General features: G+C 71.2%; 15 protein-coding genes and 1 pseudogene. 7 read left to right on the top strand and 9 right to left on the bottom strand.

Going from position 1 to position 16,979, the window contains the following annotated elements; all coding sequences use genetic code 11:
* The first annotated feature begins 56 nt into the window (after positions 1 to 56).
* The gene (locus ACH4DZ_RS29160; protein ID WP_398290352.1) at positions 57 to 1,343 is read left to right on the top strand and encodes a DUF4032 domain-containing protein; all 1,287 of its coding nucleotides are present in this window, start codon (positions 57 to 59) and stop codon (positions 1,341 to 1,343) included.
* Here ACH4DZ_RS29160 and ACH4DZ_RS29155 read toward each other — a convergent pair.
* The 6 genes from ACH4DZ_RS29155 to ACH4DZ_RS29130 all read right to left on the bottom strand — a co-directional run bounded on the left by ACH4DZ_RS29155 (position 1,304) and on the right by ACH4DZ_RS29130 (position 10,346).
* Positions 1,304 to 2,167, bottom strand: coding sequence for a universal stress protein (locus ACH4DZ_RS29155; protein WP_398290351.1), 864 nt, complete (start codon positions 2,165 to 2,167; stop codon positions 1,304 to 1,306). The two genes, ACH4DZ_RS29160 and ACH4DZ_RS29155, sit on opposite strands and share 40 nt — an antisense overlap.
* Positions 2,168 to 2,233: 66 nt before the next feature.
* On the bottom strand, positions 2,234 to 3,388 hold the full coding sequence (locus tag ACH4DZ_RS29150) for a glycoside hydrolase family 88 protein (RefSeq protein WP_398290349.1): 1,155 nt from the start codon (positions 3,386 to 3,388) through the stop codon (positions 2,234 to 2,236).
* Between the two features lie 137 nt (positions 3,389 to 3,525).
* Positions 3,526 to 4,770 carry an SGNH/GDSL hydrolase family protein gene (locus tag ACH4DZ_RS29145; protein ID WP_398290348.1) on the bottom strand — a complete coding sequence of 415 codons (1,245 nt, stop codon included), beginning with the start codon at positions 4,768 to 4,770 and terminating at the stop codon, positions 3,526 to 3,528.
* The gene (locus ACH4DZ_RS29140) at positions 4,767 to 7,142 is read right to left on the bottom strand and encodes a glycosyl hydrolase family 95 catalytic domain-containing protein (RefSeq protein ID WP_398290347.1); all 2,376 of its coding nucleotides are present in this window, start codon (positions 7,140 to 7,142) and stop codon (positions 4,767 to 4,769) included. Before ACH4DZ_RS29140 ends, ACH4DZ_RS29145 begins: the two co-directional genes overlap by 4 nt.
* A 68-nt stretch (positions 7,143 to 7,210) precedes the next feature.
* Positions 7,211 to 9,052 carry an alpha-galactosidase D gene (locus tag ACH4DZ_RS29135; RefSeq protein WP_398290346.1) on the bottom strand — a complete coding sequence of 614 codons (1,842 nt, stop codon included), beginning with the start codon at positions 9,050 to 9,052 and terminating at the stop codon, positions 7,211 to 7,213.
* A gap of 109 nt (positions 9,053 to 9,161) precedes the next feature.
* Complete coding sequence (locus tag ACH4DZ_RS29130; protein ID WP_398290344.1) at positions 9,162 to 10,346, bottom strand: ROK family protein; 1,185 nt, start codon at positions 10,344 to 10,346, stop codon at positions 9,162 to 9,164.
* Between the two features lie 323 nt (positions 10,347 to 10,669).
* Between ACH4DZ_RS29130 and ligD the strand changes: the two genes are divergently transcribed.
* Entirely contained in the window at positions 10,670 to 11,677 is a 1,008-nt protein-coding gene (gene ligD, locus ACH4DZ_RS29125) for a non-homologous end-joining DNA ligase (RefSeq protein ID WP_398290343.1), read from the top strand.
* 66 nt (positions 11,678 to 11,743) lie between these two features.
* Here ligD and ACH4DZ_RS29120 read toward each other — a convergent pair whose 3' ends face one another.
* The 3 genes and pseudogenes from ACH4DZ_RS29120 to ACH4DZ_RS29110 form a co-directional block, all read right to left on the bottom strand.
* Complete coding sequence (locus ACH4DZ_RS29120; RefSeq protein ID WP_398290341.1) at positions 11,744 to 12,433, bottom strand: HemK2/MTQ2 family protein methyltransferase; 690 nt, start codon at positions 12,431 to 12,433, stop codon at positions 11,744 to 11,746.
* Between the two features lie 249 nt (positions 12,434 to 12,682).
* Positions 12,683 to 12,856 (bottom strand): CsbD family protein, encoded by a 174-nt coding sequence (locus tag ACH4DZ_RS29115; RefSeq protein WP_398290340.1) that lies wholly within the window; start codon positions 12,854 to 12,856, stop codon positions 12,683 to 12,685.
* A 399-nt stretch (positions 12,857 to 13,255) separates the two neighbouring features.
* Positions 13,256 to 14,041, bottom strand: a pseudogene (locus tag ACH4DZ_RS29110) (RNA polymerase sigma factor SigF); the annotation flags it as partial.
* Positions 14,042 to 14,334: 293 nt separating this feature from the next.
* Here ACH4DZ_RS29110 and ACH4DZ_RS29105 point away from each other — a divergent pair.
* The 5 genes from ACH4DZ_RS29105 to ACH4DZ_RS29085 all read left to right on the top strand — a co-directional run bounded on the left by ACH4DZ_RS29105 (position 14,335) and on the right by ACH4DZ_RS29085 (position 16,934).
* Positions 14,335 to 14,505 (top strand): hydrophobic protein, encoded by a 171-nt coding sequence (locus ACH4DZ_RS29105; protein ID WP_398290339.1) that lies wholly within the window; start codon positions 14,335 to 14,337, stop codon positions 14,503 to 14,505.
* Between the two features lie 134 nt (positions 14,506 to 14,639).
* Positions 14,640 to 15,002: a DUF6479 family protein gene (locus tag ACH4DZ_RS29100; protein WP_398290337.1), complete on the top strand. Its 363-nt coding sequence runs from the start codon at positions 14,640 to 14,642 to the stop codon at positions 15,000 to 15,002.
* A gap of 166 nt (positions 15,003 to 15,168) precedes the next feature.
* Complete coding sequence (locus ACH4DZ_RS29095) at positions 15,169 to 15,537, top strand: VOC family protein (protein WP_398290336.1); 369 nt, start codon at positions 15,169 to 15,171, stop codon at positions 15,535 to 15,537.
* Positions 15,538 to 15,642: 105 nt separating this feature from the next.
* Positions 15,643 to 16,644, top strand: coding sequence for an iron-containing redox enzyme family protein (locus ACH4DZ_RS29090; RefSeq protein ID WP_398290335.1), 1,002 nt, complete (start codon positions 15,643 to 15,645; stop codon positions 16,642 to 16,644).
* Between the two features lie 65 nt (positions 16,645 to 16,709).
* Entirely contained in the window at positions 16,710 to 16,934 is a 225-nt protein-coding gene (locus ACH4DZ_RS29085) for a CDGSH iron-sulfur domain-containing protein (RefSeq protein ID WP_398290334.1), read from the top strand.
* Positions 16,935 to 16,979: the final 45 nt, after the last annotated feature.

Below are 16,979 nucleotides of genomic sequence, written 5' to 3'. Positions count from 1 at the left end.
GATGCGGAGATGCTCCTGCGACATGACGGCCGACCAAGAGGCAGGGCAAGCGAGCGATGGCATTGCGGATCAGCGCCACCAACCCGGAGCATCCCGCGCTCCTGCTCGACCTGCCGTGGCAGCTGCCCCTGGAGGAGTGGCCCGAGCACCATCTGGTGCCGCTGCCGCGCGGCATCTCGCGGCACGTGGTGCGGTACGCGCGCGCCGGTGCGGAGATCGTGGCGGTCAAGGAACTCGCCGAACGGCCCGCGCTGCGCGAGTACGAGCTGCTGCGCGGCCTGGACCGGCTGAACATCCCGTCGGTGGATCCGCTCGCCGTGGTCACGGGCCGCACCGACGAGGCGGGCGATCCGCTGGAGTCCGTGCTCATCACCCGGCATTTGGGCGGCTCGATGCCCTACCGGTCGATGTTCGAGACGACCATGCGGCCCGCCACCATGCACCGCCTCATGGACGCGCTGGCCGTGCTGCTGGTCCGGCTGCATCTCGCGGGGTTCGCCTGGGGCGACTGCTCGCTGTCCAACACGCTGTTCCGCCGGGACGCCGGGGCGTACGCCGCGTATCTCGTCGACGCCGAGACCGGCGAGGTGCATCCGCAACTGAGCCCGGGGCAGCGGGAGTACGACCTCGATCTGGCACGTGTCAACATCAGCGGGGAGCTGCTCGACCTGGAGGCCTCGGGCGCGCTGCATCCGTCGGTGGACCCGATCGAGTTCGGCATGGAGATCTGCAAGCGGTACAACGGGCTGTGGCAGGAGCTGACCCGCACGTCCGTGTACCCGGCGGGCAAGCACCACTACATCGACCGCCGGATCCGGCGCCTGAACGAACTCGGCTTCGACGTCGCCGAGATGCAGATCGCGCACTCCTCGAACGGCGACACCGTCACGTTCGTACCGAAGGTCGTCGACGCCGGCCACCATCAGCGCCAGCTGCTGCGGCTGACGGGGCTCGACACCGAGGAGAACCAGGCCCGGCGGCTGCTGAACGACCTGGAGAGCTGGATGGCCACCCAGGACGACTACGCACCGGGCGATCCCCTGGCCGCCCGGCCGGAAGTGCTGGCCCACCGGTGGGTCCGGGACGTCTTCCGGCCCACCGTGCGGGCCATACCGCTGGACCTGCGCGGCTCCATGGACCCCGCCGAGCTCTACCACGAGCTGCTCGAACACCGCTGGTACCTGTCCGAGCGGGCGCAGCACGACATCGACCTGGACACGGTCGTCCGGGACTACGTCACGAACATCCTGCCCGGGATGCGGGACACGCTGTCGCCCGCGGCGGGCGGCGGCGGGGCGGACGCTCAGGCCGGCGGGACGACCGCCACCGGCGAGGGCGCGTGATGGACGACCGCGTGGGCCACCGAACCGATCCGTGAGCCCACGGCCGAGCGGTGCGCCCGCCGGCCGACCACCGTCAGCTGGGCCCGGGCCGCCGCCGAGAGCAGTACCTCGCCCGCGCTGCCCATCTCGATGTGCTGGACCACCTTCACGTCGGGGAACCGTTCCAGCCACGGCCGCAGCGCTTGTGCGAGGGCCTTCTTCTCGTACTGTTCCAGGCCGCCGGCCTCGTCGGCGAGTGCCAGCGAGCCGGGGCTGTAGGTGAAGACGGTGGGCAGTGCCCAGGCGCGCACGACGCGCAGGTCGGCGCCGCGTGCCACCGCCGCCTCGAAGGCGAATCCCAGCGCGGCGGCGCTGTCGTCGGGGCCGCCCTGCTGACCCACGACGACCTCGCGGCCCGCGGCCTCCGACTCCGGCCGGTCGGTGGCGCGTACGAGGACGACCGGCCGTGTCGACTCGGCGATGACCTGCTGTCCGACGGAACCGAGCAGGAAGCCGACGATCGCGCCGTGGCCGCGTGAGCCGAGCACCAGTGTCTCGGCCTCGGCGCCGGCGACGAGGAGCGCCTGGACCGGGACGCCGTCGACGAGGTCGGTGGTCACCGTCAGACCGGGGTGGTGTCCGGTGACGTCGCCCGCGGTCCGCGTCAGTGCCTCCCGGACGTCCGCCTCCTGGGCGTCCGCGGTCCGCTCGCCGCTGTCGGCCTTCGGCCGGGCGTGCACGATGCGCAGCGGAAGGTCCCGGCGGACCGCTTCCCTGGCCGCCCAGTGCACGGCGGCCAGGGATTCGGCGGTACCGTCTGCTCCCACGGTGATCGGGCGGGTCATGTGATGTGGCCTCCGTAGCGTCGGTCGAGGTGCCCACGCTACCCAGGGCCTGCCGGGCGGTTCCCGTCAGCCTGCCAGGAGGGCGAGTTCGGTGCCGGCCAGCAGGAACGCGCCGACGCCGAAGTCCGAGGTGGTGTCGTAGGTGACAGGCTGGCTGGACTCCGGGCGGTCGCCCACGTTCTGGACGTGGCCGAGGAATCCGTCGGGGTGGACGGCCGTGGTGATCAGGCCCTGCCAGGCCCGCGCCACCACCGGCAGGAACGCGGCCCGGTCCACGAGGCGGGAGCGGATCGCGTAGGCCGTGCCGTGGACGAAGAAGGACGTGCCGCTCGTCTCGGGTCCCGGCAGATGCGCGGCGTCGGCGAGGTTGACGTTCCAGAACCCGTCCGTGCGCTGCACCGCGGCCAGGGCGGAGACCAGCCGTGCCAGGGTCTCCCGGTACTCGCCGGTGTGCCGCTCGCTGCCCGGCAGGGCCTTGAGGGTCTTGACGTGTCCGGCCGCCACCCAGCCGTTGCCGCGCGACCAGACCACGGGCCTGCCGGAGGGGGACAGGATCCCGCCGGGCAGGAAACGCTTGTCGCGGTACCAGAGGCCGGTGGCCGGGTCGTGGAGTCCGGGACCGCCCTCGACGCGCTTGGTGTGGTGGTGGAGGGCGTACACCTTCTCCCAGTACTGGGGGTCCTTGCGCAGGGCGCCGATGCGGGCGAAGGGCGGCATGGCCATGTGGAGGGCGTCGTCCCACCACCAGTCGTCGTTCTTCGCCGGCTGGTCCGTGTACACCATGCGGTGCAGGGACTCCTCGATCGCGGCGAGTTTCTGCGCCTCCGGCTCGATCTCGTAGAGGTCGAGATAGGCCTGTCCGGCGTTGTGGTTGTCGGCGTGCCGGGTCGTCACTCCGCCGCGCAGCCCGTACGCGTGCTTCTCGGCCCAGCCGCGCGCGTACGCGAGGTAGCGGGCGCTGCCGGTCAGACGATGCAGGGCGAGCAGGCCGCTGAAGAACGTGGCGTTGGCCCAGCCGTTGTCGCCGGGGTCCGTGTGGGCACCGATCCAGTGGTCGGCGACCCGGCGCAGGTCCCTGGTGATCGCGGCTCGGGACGGGAGGGACGGCGCGAGGGGTGGCGCGAGAGGGGCGGGAGCTTCGGCGGCGGACGCGGACGCGGGAACCAGAGCGGCGGAGACCGGGAGAGCGGCACCGCCGACCAGCAGCTGACGTCTATCCATGTGAACGACTCCTCTCCATGTGAAATCCAGGTGAGGCACATCCTGAACTCCCGCCCCAGCGGTGTCCACGGCCCGGACGCGACCTGGTCAACTTGGCCTGAACCAAGTCGCGTTCACAGCACCAGCCGAGGTTCACGTCAAGGGACGTCCACCGTGGACGTCCGGTCGCAGCGCAGGCTGTCGAGGTCGACCGAGTCGGCCATCGCCTGCATGCCCTTGTCGTTGGGATGCAGGCGGTCGCCGCCGTCGAAGACGGGCAGGATGCGCTCGTGGTCGTAGGGGCTGCGGAGGATGCGGTCGAAGTCGGTGACGGCGTCGAACTCCCCGCTGCTCCTGATGAACCGGTTGACCTCCTGCCGTACGGACTCGGCGGCGGCGTCCCACTCGGACCAGCCCTTGAAGGGCGCGACGGTGGCGCCGACGACGCACTTCCCTGCCGCATGGGCGCGGGCGACGATCTCGCGGTAGCCCGCTATGAGGTCGGCGCCCGTGACGCCGGTGTGCGCCTTGATGTCGTTGACACCCTCGAAGAGGAACACCGTACGGACGCCCGGGTGGGACAGCACGTCACGGTCCAGCCGGTTGAGGGCGCTCTGTCCCGCGCCGTCCGCCAGGACCTTGTTCCCGGAGATCCCCTCGTTGACAACTCCCTTGACGGGACCGTTGGTTGCTTCCAGGCGCCGGGCGAGATAGTCGGGCCAGCGGCGGTTCAGGTCGCCGCTGGACTGCCAGCCGTCCGTGATGGAGTCCCCGAGCGCGACGACCGCGCCGACGGCGGCGCTCGTGCGAACGGTGACCGCGTCGAGGTAGAACCAGGAGCCGGTGCGTTCGGTCCAGTTGGCCGCCCCGCCCTCCCCCGTGTGGTCGCCGGTGGCGGCGTACGACGTCTGCATCGCCATGCCGTGACCGGTCGCCGGGCCGCCCGCCGTCCGCGTGTGCACGCTGACGACGAGGTCGGCCGCGGCGGGCAGCCTGCCGGGCAGCGGGTCGCTGTACGCGGTGGCCCCCGCCGGGATGGTGACGGAGCGGGTGCCGCCGAACGTCAGCCGCCTGTTGGTGCCCGGGACCAGTTCCGCACCCGCCTGCCGGAGGCCGGCGTAGGCGCTGTCGAAGGTCAGCGGCCGGTCCCCGAAGGCGTTGGAGAGCCGGACTCGCAGGTTGTCCCCGGCCACGCTGGTGCGCACGATCAGGCGGTAGCTGCGGTCGGCGACGGCGTCCCCGACCCGGTCCGCGCTCGCCCCCCAGGTGACCACGTCGTGCCGGGCGGCGGCGGCCGGGGCGGCTGTCGCGGGAGCGGCCTGGACGACGGCGGCGCCCAGCAACAGCGCCACCGGAACCATGAGACGGGCCACGCGGCCCGCCCGGGAGAGGCCGGCCCTCATCGGGCGAAGTCCCTCAGCGTGACGGAGGCGCCGGGTTTCAGCGTCACCGTGCGGGACGAGCGGCCGTACGCGACCGTGGTCGTCCGGCCGCCGACACTGCGGATGTGCGCCTCGGTCGGTCTGCCGTCGCGCCAGCGCAGATCGACGACGAAGCCTCCCCGGGCGCCGACTCCCGTGACGGAACCGGACTCCGCCCATGCGTCGGGCAGGGCCGGCAGCAGTTCCAGGTGCCCCGGGCGGGAGTACAGGAGCATCTCGATCATCGCCGCGGGGGTGCCGAAGTTGCCGTCGATCTGGAAGATGCCGCGGCCCTTCTCGACCTCGTAGATGTCGAAGAGGTTCGGCGCGGAACCGTTGCCGCCGTCGATCGAGGGACGGAGGTTGTTGACGACCAGCTGATAGGCGTTCTCCGCGTTCTTGAGCCGGGCCCAGCACAGGCTGCGCCAGGCGTTCGCCCAGCCGAAGCTCTCCATGCCGCGCGCGGTCAGCAGGGCCGTCGCACCCTTGACTATCTCGGGCGGGGTGGAGCCGTCGGGGCGAATGCGGTCGCCGGGGAAGAGCCCGATGAGCGGGGACAGGTGCCGGTGGGTGGTCTCGCCGAGGTTGTCGGGCGACATCCACTCCTCCAGCCAGCCCGTCGTCGGACTCACCTTCGGCAGATACAGCCGCTCCTGGAGGCCGCCGATCGTCTTCGCGTAGACGGTGTCCTTCTTCAACTCCTTCGCTGCGGTGCGGTAGTTGTCGAAGAGGGCCCACACCAGTTCCTGCGCGTAGGTGATGCCCTCGGCGTCCTGCGGACCGTGCTCGGGCGACCAGTCGCGGTCGTCGACGAGCACTTCCTTCGAGGTACCGGGGAGTGTCGTGGAGATCAGCCGCGCCTCCCAGAACTCGCAGGCGCTCTTCAGGAGCGGGTAGATCCTCGACAGGTGGGAGCGCGACCGGGTGAACTCGTAGTGCTCCCACAGGCTCGCGCACAGCCAGGCGTTGCCCGCCGGATGCCACCACCAGCCGTTGCCGCCATGGATGTTGGTGGAGAAGGCGACGGCCCAGCCGGCGACCTTCCCGGTGGAGTTGCGGTAGCGGTTGCGCGGGTCGTCGAAGAGGTCGCGGGTGAGCTTCTTCCAGGACGGGAACTGGGTGAGGCAGTAGTCGGTGAGCGCGTCGAAGCTCTGGGACAGGCCCGCCCGGTCGGCCATCCAGTAGTTCATCTGGATGTTGATGTCGGTGTGGTAGTCGCCCATCCAGTCCGGGTCGTTGCCGTCCAGCCACAGCCCCTGGAGGTTCAGCGGGAGACTGCCACGGGATCCGGAGATCATCAGATAGCGGCCGAACTGCACGTAGGAGGCCTCCAGTTCGGGATCGGGCACGTCGTCCCTGGCGCGCGCCCTGATCCGCTCCCAGGTGTCCAGGGAGCGCTGCTCGGCGGACGAGGTGCCGAGCGAGAGGTCCATCTGCTCGAACAGGGCCCGGTGGTCGGCCACATGGGTGCGCAGGAGCGTTGCCGCCGGGTGGGCCGCCGCGGCGGCGACCTTGGTGCGGGCCAGCTTCTCCGGGCGGAGGGACGGATCGCGGTAGTGGGCGGAGGCGTCCGGCGCGTAGTTCGTACCGCCGCTCACCACCACGGTGAGGTCCTTGCACCCGGTGAACTCGATCAGCGAGCCCTTCACCCGGACGCTGCCACCGGTCCCGTACGCCTGCACGGCCGCCCCGTAGCGCAGCCCGTTCGGGAAGGCGGCGCCGAAGGAGGTGCCCTGGACGGTCTCTCCGTGCGTCCCGTCCAGGGCGATGCTGCCGGTGTACCGGCCGCCGCCGCTCTGGGTGAGGTGCAGGACGATCGCGTCGTCGGGGCGGCTGGCGAAGACCTGCCGCTCGTACGTGACTTCGGAGCGGACGTACGACGTGGTGACCACGCCTTGTGCCAGGTCCAGGGTGCGGCGGTAGCCGGAGACGGCGGACAGGTCGTGGTCCGGGATGTCGACGGTGAGACGGGCGAGCAGAGTGAAGGAGCCGAAGTTCTCGCGGTCGTAGGGGAACTGGCCGTCGGAGTCGAGGGTGTCGTTGAGTCCGCCGGTCCACATCGTGGCGTCGGTGACGAGCAGCAGCTCACGGCCGGGGTCGTTGCTCGCCAGGGCGCCGAGTCGGCCGTTGCCGACGGGCAGGCCCTGCTCGATCATCGAGTGCTCGTCGGCGGGCGCCCGCCACCACAGCCGGTCGCGCGAACTCCCCTTCAGGGGAGCCGAATCGGTGGGCCGCCGCGGTGCGGCGGTCGCGGTGAAGGCGGGCAGGCCGCCGAGGGCGGTGGCGACGCCGGTCGCGGCGGTGAGGGAGAGGAGTCTTCGTCTGCTGGGCTCGGCGGGGCGGCTCTTGTCCATGGTGCGGCTCCAGGGGGAAGAGAACGGCGGTCAGGACGACGGGGCGGGAGGACTGGCGGCGGGACTGGTCAGGAGGACTTCGGTACGTCGATGCGGTCGATGTCCGGGGCGTACCCGGAGCCGCTGTCGAAGGTGATCGTGTTGACGCCGGCCTTGAGCGGGACGGGCACGCTGACGGTCTCGGCGGTCCCCCAGTCCCCGGTGGAGGGGAACTTGTGACTCGTCGAGCCGTTGCCGTTCGCGGAGACCTCGACGGAACGGGGGTCACCGCTGACATAGGCGACCTGCACCTGGTATGTACCGGCCTTGGCCACGACGACGTCGTTGAAGCGGAGCGAGCCGCCGACGTAGAGGTTGCCGACCTTGTGGCCGCCCGAGCAGGCCGAGCAGTCGGCCACCGAGGCGTTGCCGCCCAGCGTGTTGGCGGCGGCCTCGGCCTCGTGGCCGGTCGTGGTGAGCGCGGTGCCGCGCGGGGTCACGGTGAACAGCCGGGAGCCGTGGGCGGGCAGGGCCTGGGTCACCTTGTCCTGGTAGGTGCCGAGGTTCTCGCGGTTCCACAGGTCCCGTACGGCGGCCTTGCCGGCGAAGCCGAGGGCGGCCCAGTCGGCGGAGACGGCGGCGGGCCTGTCCGCGAGGTTGAAGAGGGCCACCGTGTAGCTGCCGTCGGTGTTCTCGGCGGCCCACACCTGCTGCGGGTCGGAGGGCGTGATCGGCCGGGCCGGCGGCATGCCGCCCTGGTTGAGGGCGATGACCTCGCGGTTGGTCAGCAGCGACACCCCGTAGGAGTCCAGCGCGGTCAGGTCGTCACCGGTGTAGAGCGGGGACTTGGCGATGGCCCACAGGGTCGCGTAACTCTGGCGTTCCGCCTTGGTGAGGCCGTCCATCCGGCCGTTGCCGACGTCCAGGGAGTCCAGGTCGTTCCAGCCGCCGGGGCCCGCGTGGCGGGTCCAGCCGGGGAGGTCGTCCCAGCGGTCGTCGACCGAGTTCTCCCAGCTGACGAGGGTGTTGCAGTAGCACTCGACGTCGGTGTCGATGCGCCAGCCGTTGGAGTACTTCTTCCAGTCGGCGACCCGGTCGATGTCCAGCGACCAGGACACCTCCAGGTGGATGGGCCGGCCGGTGGCGGCGATGGCCTGCTGCCAGGCGGCGACGTCGGCAACGTTGTCGTACTGGTCGCCGTTCTTGCCGGACCCCGGTCCGACGCCGTCCAGTTTCAGGAAGTCGTAGCCCCAGTCGGCGAAGAGTCGCGCCTGCGAGTCGACGTACTTCTGCGCGCAGGGGTCGGAGAAGTCGAGCTTGTAGGCGCTGTCCCAGCCGTTGGTGGTACGCAGGTCGTCGTGGACGATGTCGGCGGTCGTGCAGTCACCGGCGTTCCAGATCGGGACCCTGCCCTCGCCGTACGCCTCCTTCTGCAGACCGACGGGCAGGTAGATGCCCGCCTTGAGACCCTTGCCGTGGATGTGGTCGGCGACGGGCTTCATCCCGCGCGGGAAGCGTCCCGGGTCCGCCTTCTGGCGGCCGTACCGGTCGAAGCCGGGCTTCCAGGCCTGGTCCATCCACCAGCCCGCGTCGAGGTTGACGTACTCGTAGCCGAACGGCTTGAGCTTGGCCGCCAGGGCGTCCGCCTGCTTGAGGACGTTCTTCTCGGTGAGGTAGCTGTAGTCCCCGTCGGGGTTGAGCCCGGGGTACTTCGAGGACTGCATGCTCCAACTCGACCAGCCCATGTACGGCTTGGCCGCGAGCGCCTGCGTACCGGCGGCCGGGGTGGAGGTCGGGGTGGAGGTCGGGGTCGGCGTGGCCGCCTGCGCCGACGGGAGGGCGGCGGCCGTCGCGGCGGTCAGCGCCAGGACGAGGAGGGCTCTCAGAAAACGGCGGGCGGGGGCGGTGTGCGCGTACGAGGATGACCGCATGGGTCGGAACCTCCTGTGAGGGGTCGGGCTGTGCGGGGTGCGGCTCGGCGACCGCTTCGGGGTGTACGGCGTGTACGGCGTGTGCGGCCGCGCGGTAAGAGGCGGTGGCTCATCCCGAGCCGTGGGGCGGGCCGCCGATGAAGGACTGGATCGCGGTGGCCGCGGCGCCGCGGGCCCACTCGTCGAAGAGCAACGGCCGGGTCAGCAGGTCGCAGCGGGCTGCGGTACCGAAGGCGGAGGCGGCGAAGGCGTCGCGGATCTGCTCGGCGAACAGGTCGTACGCCGCGAGGCCCTCACCGGAGATGATCACGCGTTCGGGCCCCATGAGGTTGGCCACGGTGGCGATGGCCCGGCCGATCGCGTCCCCGGCCCGTGCGTAGACCTCGCGTGCGCCGGGGTCGCCCCGGCGGGCCAGTTCGACGGCCTGCGCCGCGTCGGCCACCGGGAGGCCGGTCGCGTCGCGTACCGCGGCGACGATCGCGGGGTCGGCGGCGATCGCCTCCGCGCAGCCCCGGTTCCCGCAGTGGCACGGCGGGCCCGCGGGGTCGATGACCACGTGCCCGATCTCCCCGGCCACGCCGTGGGCCCCCGAGACGACCTTGCCGTGCACGACCAGCCCGCAGCCGATGCCCGCGCCCACCGTGACCACGGCGAAGTCGGACAGGCCGACGCCCGCGCCGAACCACTGCTCGGCGACGGTCAGGGCCCGCACGTCGTTGTCGACGGTGACCGGCAGGCCGGTCACCGTCCCCACCAGCTCGGCGAGGGGCAGATCGCGCCACCCCAGGAAGGGCGACAGACGCACCTCGCCCGCGGCGCGGTCCACGTCGCCGGAGACGGCGACACCGATCCCCTGCACCTGGACGCCGAACCCGTCGGCCTCCGCGAGGAGTTCCTGGACGAGGTCGGCGACGGCGGTCAGTACGGGCTGCGGTGCGCGGTCCCGCAGAGGTACATGGCGGGCGACCCGGATCCGGCAGCACAGGTCCGTCAGTACGGCGATGATCTCGTCGCCGGTCACCTTCACACCGATGAACAGGGCCCGGCCGCCGTCCACCCGCACGGAGTTGGCGGGCCGTCCCAGCGCGGGACGCGCCTCGTCCCCGGCCTCCTCCACCAGGTATCCGGCCTCGATCAGGGGCCGGACCGCCTTGGTGACGGCGGCGGCCGACAGCCCCGCCCGGCCGGCCATGTCGGACCGGGTGAGGGGGCCGTGGGACAGGACGGTGGTAAAAATCTGGGCAGCGGCCGGCGTGTGGGCCGGGAACGCCTCGGTGCGAGGAGTCGAGCGCATGCCCGGAACCTAGGTTGATTCTTTTCCGTCGTCAATGAAAGAAACAAAGATCGTTTCAAGTGATTCGTAACGGTCTCTATACCTTGCAAGTATGGGATCAGATCGTCGAGTTACCGATGGAATGAAGGCGATGACTGTCCCGCTCCGCAAGACGGGTCTGCCCTCCCGGGCAGGAAGGGGTTGCCGGTGATCGGCGCGTCCACCCGCCGCGCGGGCTCACAGGGGCGGGCTCACAGGGGTGACCGCCCGGTCGCGGGCGCACGGAGCCTGCGCGACGATGCGTGGAGGAAGGGGGCCGGGGCCGGACGAAGGAGTGAGCGGCGATGACCGACCTTCTGGGTTCCCTGCCCGAGGACCAGGCGCGGCTGCTCCGTGACGCGGCGCCCGGCGTCGAGCTGGCCTCCCGGCCCATGCTCGCCACTCTCAGCGATCGGCGCGACTTCCCCGGCGACTGGGTCTTCGAGCGGAAACTCGACGGCGTCCGCGTACTGGCGGTACGTGAGGGGGGACGAGTCCGTCTGCTCTCGCGCACCGGCAACCGCCTCGACGAGACCTACCCGGAGATCGTGGACGCGCTCGCCGCCCAGTCCTGCACGGACTTCACCGTGGACGGGGAGATCGTCGCGTTCGCCCACGGCCGCACCGACTTCGCCCGTCTCCAGCAGCGTATGGGGCTCACCCGCCGCCGGGACGTCGAGGCGAGCACGGTCGCCGTGACGTACTGCCTCTTCGATCTGCTCAGACTGGAGGGCGCGGACACGACACGGCTGCCGCTGCGCGCACGCAAGTCGCTGCTCCGTCGCGCCCTGACCTGTCGCGCGCCGCTGCGCCTGACGACGCACCGCAACGAGGGAGGGGCCGAGCTCCTTGCCGACGCCTGTTCCCGGGGCTGGGAGGGGCTCATCGCCAAGCGCGCCGACAGCCCTTATCTGCCCCGGCGTTCACCGGACTGGCTCAAGCTGAAGTGTTCCCTGGAGCAGGAGTTCGTGATCGGCGGGTACACCGAACCGCGGGGCAGCCGCGCCGGGTTCGGCGCCCTGCTGCTGGGTCACCACGAGGGCGAGGGCCTTCGGTACGCGGGCAAGGTGGGTACGGGATTCGACCGCCGTACGCTCCTCGCGCTGCGCGGCGCCCTCGACGAACTCCGCCTGCCCGCCTCGCCGTTCACCGACCGGGTACGCGAGGCGGGCGCCCACTGGGCGGAGCCGGTGCTGGTCGCGCAGATCGCGTTCACGGAGTGGACGCGGGACGGCATGCTCCGCCACCCGCGCTTCCTCGGACTGCGCTACGACAAACCGTCACGGGACGTCGTCCGCGAGAGGCCGCTGTAAGCGGGAGGCCGCTGCGAGGCGGAGCAGCCTTTCGGACCGCTGCGAGGCGGAGCGGCCGTTCGGCGCTCAGCAGGTCCGCTCGGCCCGGATGATCACCAGTTCCTCGTTCTCCTCACGTGCCGCGATCCGGCCGGACTCCCTGAGCCACGGCAGACGCGAGCGGAGTACGGGCCCGAACGGGATGTACGCCCGGTCGCCGACCGTGGCCCGCAGGCCCGACGCGGCGAGCCGGTCCAGGGTCTCGTCGGTGCCGCTCAGCCCCGACTGGGCGATGAGCAGGACACCACCGGGCCGCAGGACGCGCGGCACGTCGGCGCAGATGCGGTCCAGGATCGCGCGTCCGTCGAGCCCGGCGTTCCAGGCCCGCTCGCGGCCCCGGCCGACCGCAGGCTCCGACGGCGGCGTGGGAACGTACGGCGGATTGCTGATGATCAGGTCGAAGGACCGTCCCCGTACCGGTTCCAGGAGGTCACCGCGGTGGACCGTGAGGCGCTGCCGCGACCGCAGGGCGTTGAGCCGGGCGGTGAGCACGGCCCGCCAGGCGATGTCGACCGCCGTGACGCGGGCGCCCTTTCGGGCGGCGCAGATCGCCAGGGTTCCGGTGCCGGTCCCGAGGTCGAGGACGTCCATGCCGGGGGCGGGGCCCTCACGGTAGAGAGCGCGGGCCAGAAGGAAGGTGTCGGCCTGCGGCGCGTAGACGCCCGGAGGTGCCACCAGGGGGCCGGGTGGGCGTGTCGGGTCGACGAGAAAAGCCATGAGGGAAGTCCTCCGTCCGGGCGCCCGTGTCGGGTGCGGGAGGTGAGTGCACACGGCCGCTGAACGCCTGGTCGGGCACGTCTTTTCAGCAGCCGAGTGCCCATGGATCACTTCTCCACACCTCTTCCGCCACGGGCGCCTCGCAGGTGACGGCCGGTGGCGCCCGTCGTGCGGACGCGGGAACGCCCCCGGCGGTCGCGGCTGGAACCGGTGACCGTTCGGGGGCGTACGCGCGAGAGGAGCGGCGCTCTACCGGCCGGACTTCTTCATCTGGCCGGCGGCCCTGTCCTTGAGTTCCTCGGCCTTGCCCGTCATCTGCTCACCCCGGCCCTCGCCCTCCATGGACCTGTCGTCCATGGTCTTGCCGGTGGCCTCCTTCATCTTGCCCTTCATCTGCTTCGCCTTGCTCTTCGCCTTGCTCATGGTGTTCCGCCTTCTTCGTACGAGGGTTGGACTGCCGTTCCCACCCTGCGCCCGACCGGCGATCTTCGCAATCCGTGAAGTTTCGTGACCCTGGGTGACAGCGGGACGGTCCGCCGCCCGGCGTCCTGGCTGCTCCGGCTGCCCTGGAGGAGAGACTCGACCAGCGCGGACCCACCCTGCGGCCGGAGGGCGACCCACCGCCGTGACAAGGGTGTTTTGTTCAGGCCCTGTTGGTTACTCCGGTGAGTGGCAGTCCGCTGGCAAACCGCTCCCGGGAGGGTTCGGCAGTGAGCTCGCCACGCAGCCGCCCGGCTCGGGAGAACCCCGCGACGGGCGGCTGGGTCCGTGGGGCCCGGCCGCCCGACCGCGCCCCGGGTCGGACTCGTCGTCGTGCTCGTGATCGGCGAGCGCCTCGTCGCGCACCTTGGCGCAGCAGCCGCTGAGCAGTCGCGAGACATGCATCTGCGAGATACCCAGGTGCTCCGCGATGCGCCCCTGGGTCATGCCCCTGAAGAAGCGCAGATAGAGGATGGTCCGCTCGCGCTCGGGAAGCGCGGCGATACAGGGCTTCACCGCCTCGCGGTCGATGACCAGATCGAAGCCGGTGTCGGACTCACCGAGGGCGTCGCCGAGTGCGTAGCCGTCGTCGCTGCCGGGCAGTTCGGCGTCGAGGGACAGGGCGGTGAAGCTGTCGAGGGCTTCGAATCCGGCCCGTACGTCGTCCTCGGTCATCTGCGCGTGCGCGGCGATCTCGGCGACGGTCGGTCTGCGGCCCGGGATGGTCTGCGACAGTTCCTTCGCGGCGGCGCGGACCCGGTTGCGCAGGTCCTGGACGCGTCGCGGTACGTGCAGAACCCACATGTGATCGCGGAAGTGGCGCTTGATCTCACCGGTGATGGTCGGGATGGCGTAGCTCTCGAAGGCGTTGCCGCGCTCGGGGTCGTAGCGGTCGACCGCCTTGACGAGGCCGAGGGCCGCCACCTGGGCGAGATCCTCGGTGGACTCGCCCCTCCCCCGGTACCGCATGGCGATCCGGTTCGCCATCGGCAGCCAGTCCCGCACCAGGTCGTCGCGCAGGGCTTGCCGCTCGGCCCCTTCGGGCAGGGCGGCGAGCCGTTCGAACGCTGCGGCCGTGTCGGGGGCGTCGTCGTGAGGATGCTGCTTGGTCCTGACGGTGATTGGCATGCTGCGTCGCATCTCCCTCAGAGGGTGCTCACGGCAAACAGTGACCGTGGGAGGGCGCACAAACGGGCCCGGCCGGGACACGGACCGAGGTCTGGCTCACCAGCTCCCGCGGACGTGCCTCCAGTCCGAAGCACTATGGATAAATTCCCCCGAACGGGACATATCCAAACTATTCATTTCATAACATGCTTTTCCCCTATCCGCTGGTCAGACGGCATGCGCTACCGCCCCTGTCTCGGTGGCGCGGTAGCGAACGAGGAATCGGGGAACTCAGCCCCCAGGAGGTGGAGGCCATGGTTCCGATTCTCTTGGTCCTGCTGCTGGTCCTGATTCTCTTCGGGGCCGGATTCGCCGTGAAAGTGCTCTGGTGGATCGCGATCGCGGTGCTCGTCATCTGGTTGCTCGGCTTCCTGATGCGCGGCACGACGGGCACGGGAGGCAGGTCACGCTGGTACAGATGGTGAGGGAGAACCTCATAGAACCGGCTCCTGGGCGCACGCCGCCCGGGAGCCGTTTCTCGTGCCGGTCCGGGGCGAGGAGGGAGGGGCCGCTGCGGAAGAACCCTGTTTCGGCTGGTGGGACCGGGTACTCGGGGGGAATGGACTTCAACGCGACACCCCTGGCCGCTTCCGGCGCCGCCGTGGGCGGAATCGTGCCGTTCCTGATCGGCGTCATCCTCGTCGGCGGCCTGATCTGGGCCGTGGTGTGGGGCCGCCGGCAGCGCGCCCACCAGCCCGCGCCGCCCCGCCCCGAGGAGCAGCCCCGTCTTCCCGACTCCGGGCCCGTCGGCCCGGTGACCGAACGGCGCGAGCCCGACGGGATCACCAAGGACCAGGACCGTCTCACCCCGCACCAGATGGGCGGCGACTCCTCGCACCGCGCCGCCGACCAGGAACGCCCGACCTGGAACGACAACGACAGCGGCGGCTTCGGCAGCGGTGGCCCCGGGCGCACCACCTGACCCACGCCCCCCGCCCTCGTTGACCCACGCCCCCGCCCTCGATCCCGCACGCACTCACCGCACGCCGGTGTGCGTGTGGGGTGCGCGGTCCACGGTCCGCGGCGCACGGTCCGCCGGACGGCAAAAAGGCCACCCGGCTCCCCCAGGCATCTGCTTCACTCGGCGCATGCTGAAGATCGGATCCGTTGTACTGGGTGTGTCGGACGTCCGGCGGGCCGCCGCGTTCTGGACGCGGGCGCTCGGCTATGAGCCGCGCGAGGCGGCCGAGGACGACTGGGTGGTGCTGGTCCCCGTCGACGGCACCGGCCCCCAGGTGTCCCTCGGCCTGAGTGACACACCGGTGCAGGAGCATCCCCGGGTCCACCTCGACCTGTACGCCGACGACGCCGCCGACCAGGCTGCCGAGGTCGAGCGGCTGGTGTCCCTCGGCGCACGGCGGGTGGACTGGGACCTCTATCCCGAGGATCCGGACTTCGTCGTCCTCGCGGACCCCGACGGAAACCGCTTCTGCGTCATCGACACAGGGCGCGAATGATCCGGTGGCCGCCGCCCCGACGTGTGACGCCGGGAGTGGGTCAGGAGCAAGCCCGGAGTGGGTCCGCGCAGGTGAGGGGTCCTCGATCACGGGTACCCGGTGCGCATGGAACCAGCAGCCAGGCGCCCGTACGCGGAACCGGAACTCCCGCCGAGCCGAGGAGAGATCTCCGCGGCGCTCATCGAGTATCTCCGCGGCACGGGACCGCTGCCCGACGATGCCGTACCCGCCGGTGCCGATCCGCTGGGCGACGACCTCCAGCTGGCGCTCTACCTGTGTTACGAGCTGCACTACCGGGGCTTCGCGGGGGTCGACGGCGCCCGCGAGTGGGACCCCGAGCTGCTGCGGGTCCGCGCGGCGCTGGAGAAACCGTTCCTGGCCGCTCTGCGCGCCGGGGCGGTCCGGCACACCCGCGCGGACGAGGCGCTGGACGAGTTGCTCGTGGAACCCGTCGACGGCCAGGGCGTCTCCCATTTCCTGCGGGACAAGGGCGAGTTGTGGCAACTGCGCGAGTACGCCGTCCAGCGCTCGGTCTACCACCTCAAGGAAGCCGATCCGCACGCCTGGGTCCTGCCGCGGCTGTGGGGGCGCGCCAAGGCGGGCATGGCGGCGGTGGAGTTCGACGAGTGGGGAGCGGGACGCGCCGAGCGCGTGCACGCCCAGCTGTTCGCCGACCTGATGACCGACCTCGGCCTGGACCCGTCGTACGGGCGCTATCTCGACGCGAGCGGCGCCGAGGCGCTGGCCGTCGTCAACCTGATGTCCCTCTTCGGTCTGCACCGCGAGCTGCGAGGCGCGCTGGTGGGCCACTTCGCCGCGGTGGAGACCACCTCCTCCCCCGGCTCCAGGCGGCTCGCGAGCGCGATGCGGCGCACCGGGGCGGGCCCGGCGGCCGAGCACTTCTACGCCGAGCACGTCGAGGCGGACGCCGTGCACGAGCAGGTCGTACGCCATGAGGTCGTCGCCGGTCTGCTGGAGGAGGAACCGCATCTCGACGCCGACATCGCGTTCGGCGTCGATGCCACCGGATGGCTTGAGGACCGGCTCGCGGACCGCCTGCTGGAGGCCTGGCGGTCCGGCCGGTCCTCGTTGCGCACCGCCGTATGACCGCCGTGGAACAGCCTCTTCGAAGCACCCGGAGCATGTCGTCCAGAGAAAGGCGGTGAAGGGCCGTGCCGGAGAGCCCCGCCGAACGCCCGCGCCGGATCGTCGCCCGTCGCGAGGGCCCCATGCTCGTCGAAGGGCCGGTCGAGATCGTCCTGGAGGACGGCACGACCGTGTCCTCCGACCGCTTCTGCGTCGCCCTGTGCACGTGTCGGCGCAGCCGTGTCTTCCCCTGGTGCGACACCAGCCACCGCCGCCATTCGCCGGCCGCGCGTCCCGGCGCCGATCACTGAGCGGGGCGCGTCCGAAGATCGTCGGCGGCGACCCACCCCTTCGAT

Origin of the sequence: Streptomyces sp. NPDC017991, from assembly GCF_044328075.1 — a bacterium.
In the GTDB taxonomy this organism is placed as follows: domain Bacteria; phylum Actinomycetota; class Actinomycetes; order Streptomycetales; family Streptomycetaceae; genus Streptomyces.
This window is presented reverse-complemented; position numbering and strand designations above follow the sequence as displayed.

Excerpts from the sequence above, each read along its gene's own strand:
- ACH4DZ_RS29160 (WP_398290352.1), top strand. The coding sequence starts at position 57 with ATGGCATTGCGGATCAGCGCCACCAACCCGGAGCATCCCGCGCTCCTG.
- ACH4DZ_RS29155 (WP_398290351.1), bottom strand. The coding sequence starts at position 2,167 with ATGACCCGCCCGATCACCGTGGGAGCAGACGGTACCGCCGAATCCCTG.
- ACH4DZ_RS29150 (WP_398290349.1), bottom strand. The coding sequence starts at position 3,388 with ATGGATAGACGTCAGCTGCTGGTCGGCGGTGCCGCTCTCCCGGTCTCC.
- ACH4DZ_RS29145 (WP_398290348.1), bottom strand. The coding sequence starts at position 4,770 with ATGAGGGCCGGCCTCTCCCGGGCGGGCCGCGTGGCCCGTCTCATGGTT.
- ACH4DZ_RS29140 (WP_398290347.1), bottom strand. The coding sequence starts at position 7,142 with ATGGACAAGAGCCGCCCCGCCGAGCCCAGCAGACGAAGACTCCTCTCC.
- ACH4DZ_RS29135 (WP_398290346.1), bottom strand. The coding sequence starts at position 9,052 with ATGCGGTCATCCTCGTACGCGCACACCGCCCCCGCCCGCCGTTTTCTG.
- ACH4DZ_RS29130 (WP_398290344.1), bottom strand. The coding sequence starts at position 10,346 with ATGCGCTCGACTCCTCGCACCGAGGCGTTCCCGGCCCACACGCCGGCC.
- ligD (WP_398290343.1), top strand. The coding sequence starts at position 10,670 with ATGACCGACCTTCTGGGTTCCCTGCCCGAGGACCAGGCGCGGCTGCTC.
- ACH4DZ_RS29120 (WP_398290341.1), bottom strand. The coding sequence starts at position 12,433 with ATGGCTTTTCTCGTCGACCCGACACGCCCACCCGGCCCCCTGGTGGCA.
- ACH4DZ_RS29115 (WP_398290340.1), bottom strand. The coding sequence starts at position 12,856 with ATGAGCAAGGCGAAGAGCAAGGCGAAGCAGATGAAGGGCAAGATGAAG.
- ACH4DZ_RS29105 (WP_398290339.1), top strand. The coding sequence starts at position 14,335 with ATGGTTCCGATTCTCTTGGTCCTGCTGCTGGTCCTGATTCTCTTCGGG.
- ACH4DZ_RS29100 (WP_398290337.1), top strand. The coding sequence starts at position 14,640 with ATGGACTTCAACGCGACACCCCTGGCCGCTTCCGGCGCCGCCGTGGGC.
- ACH4DZ_RS29095 (WP_398290336.1), top strand. The coding sequence starts at position 15,169 with ATGCTGAAGATCGGATCCGTTGTACTGGGTGTGTCGGACGTCCGGCGG.
- ACH4DZ_RS29090 (WP_398290335.1), top strand. The coding sequence starts at position 15,643 with ATGGAACCAGCAGCCAGGCGCCCGTACGCGGAACCGGAACTCCCGCCG.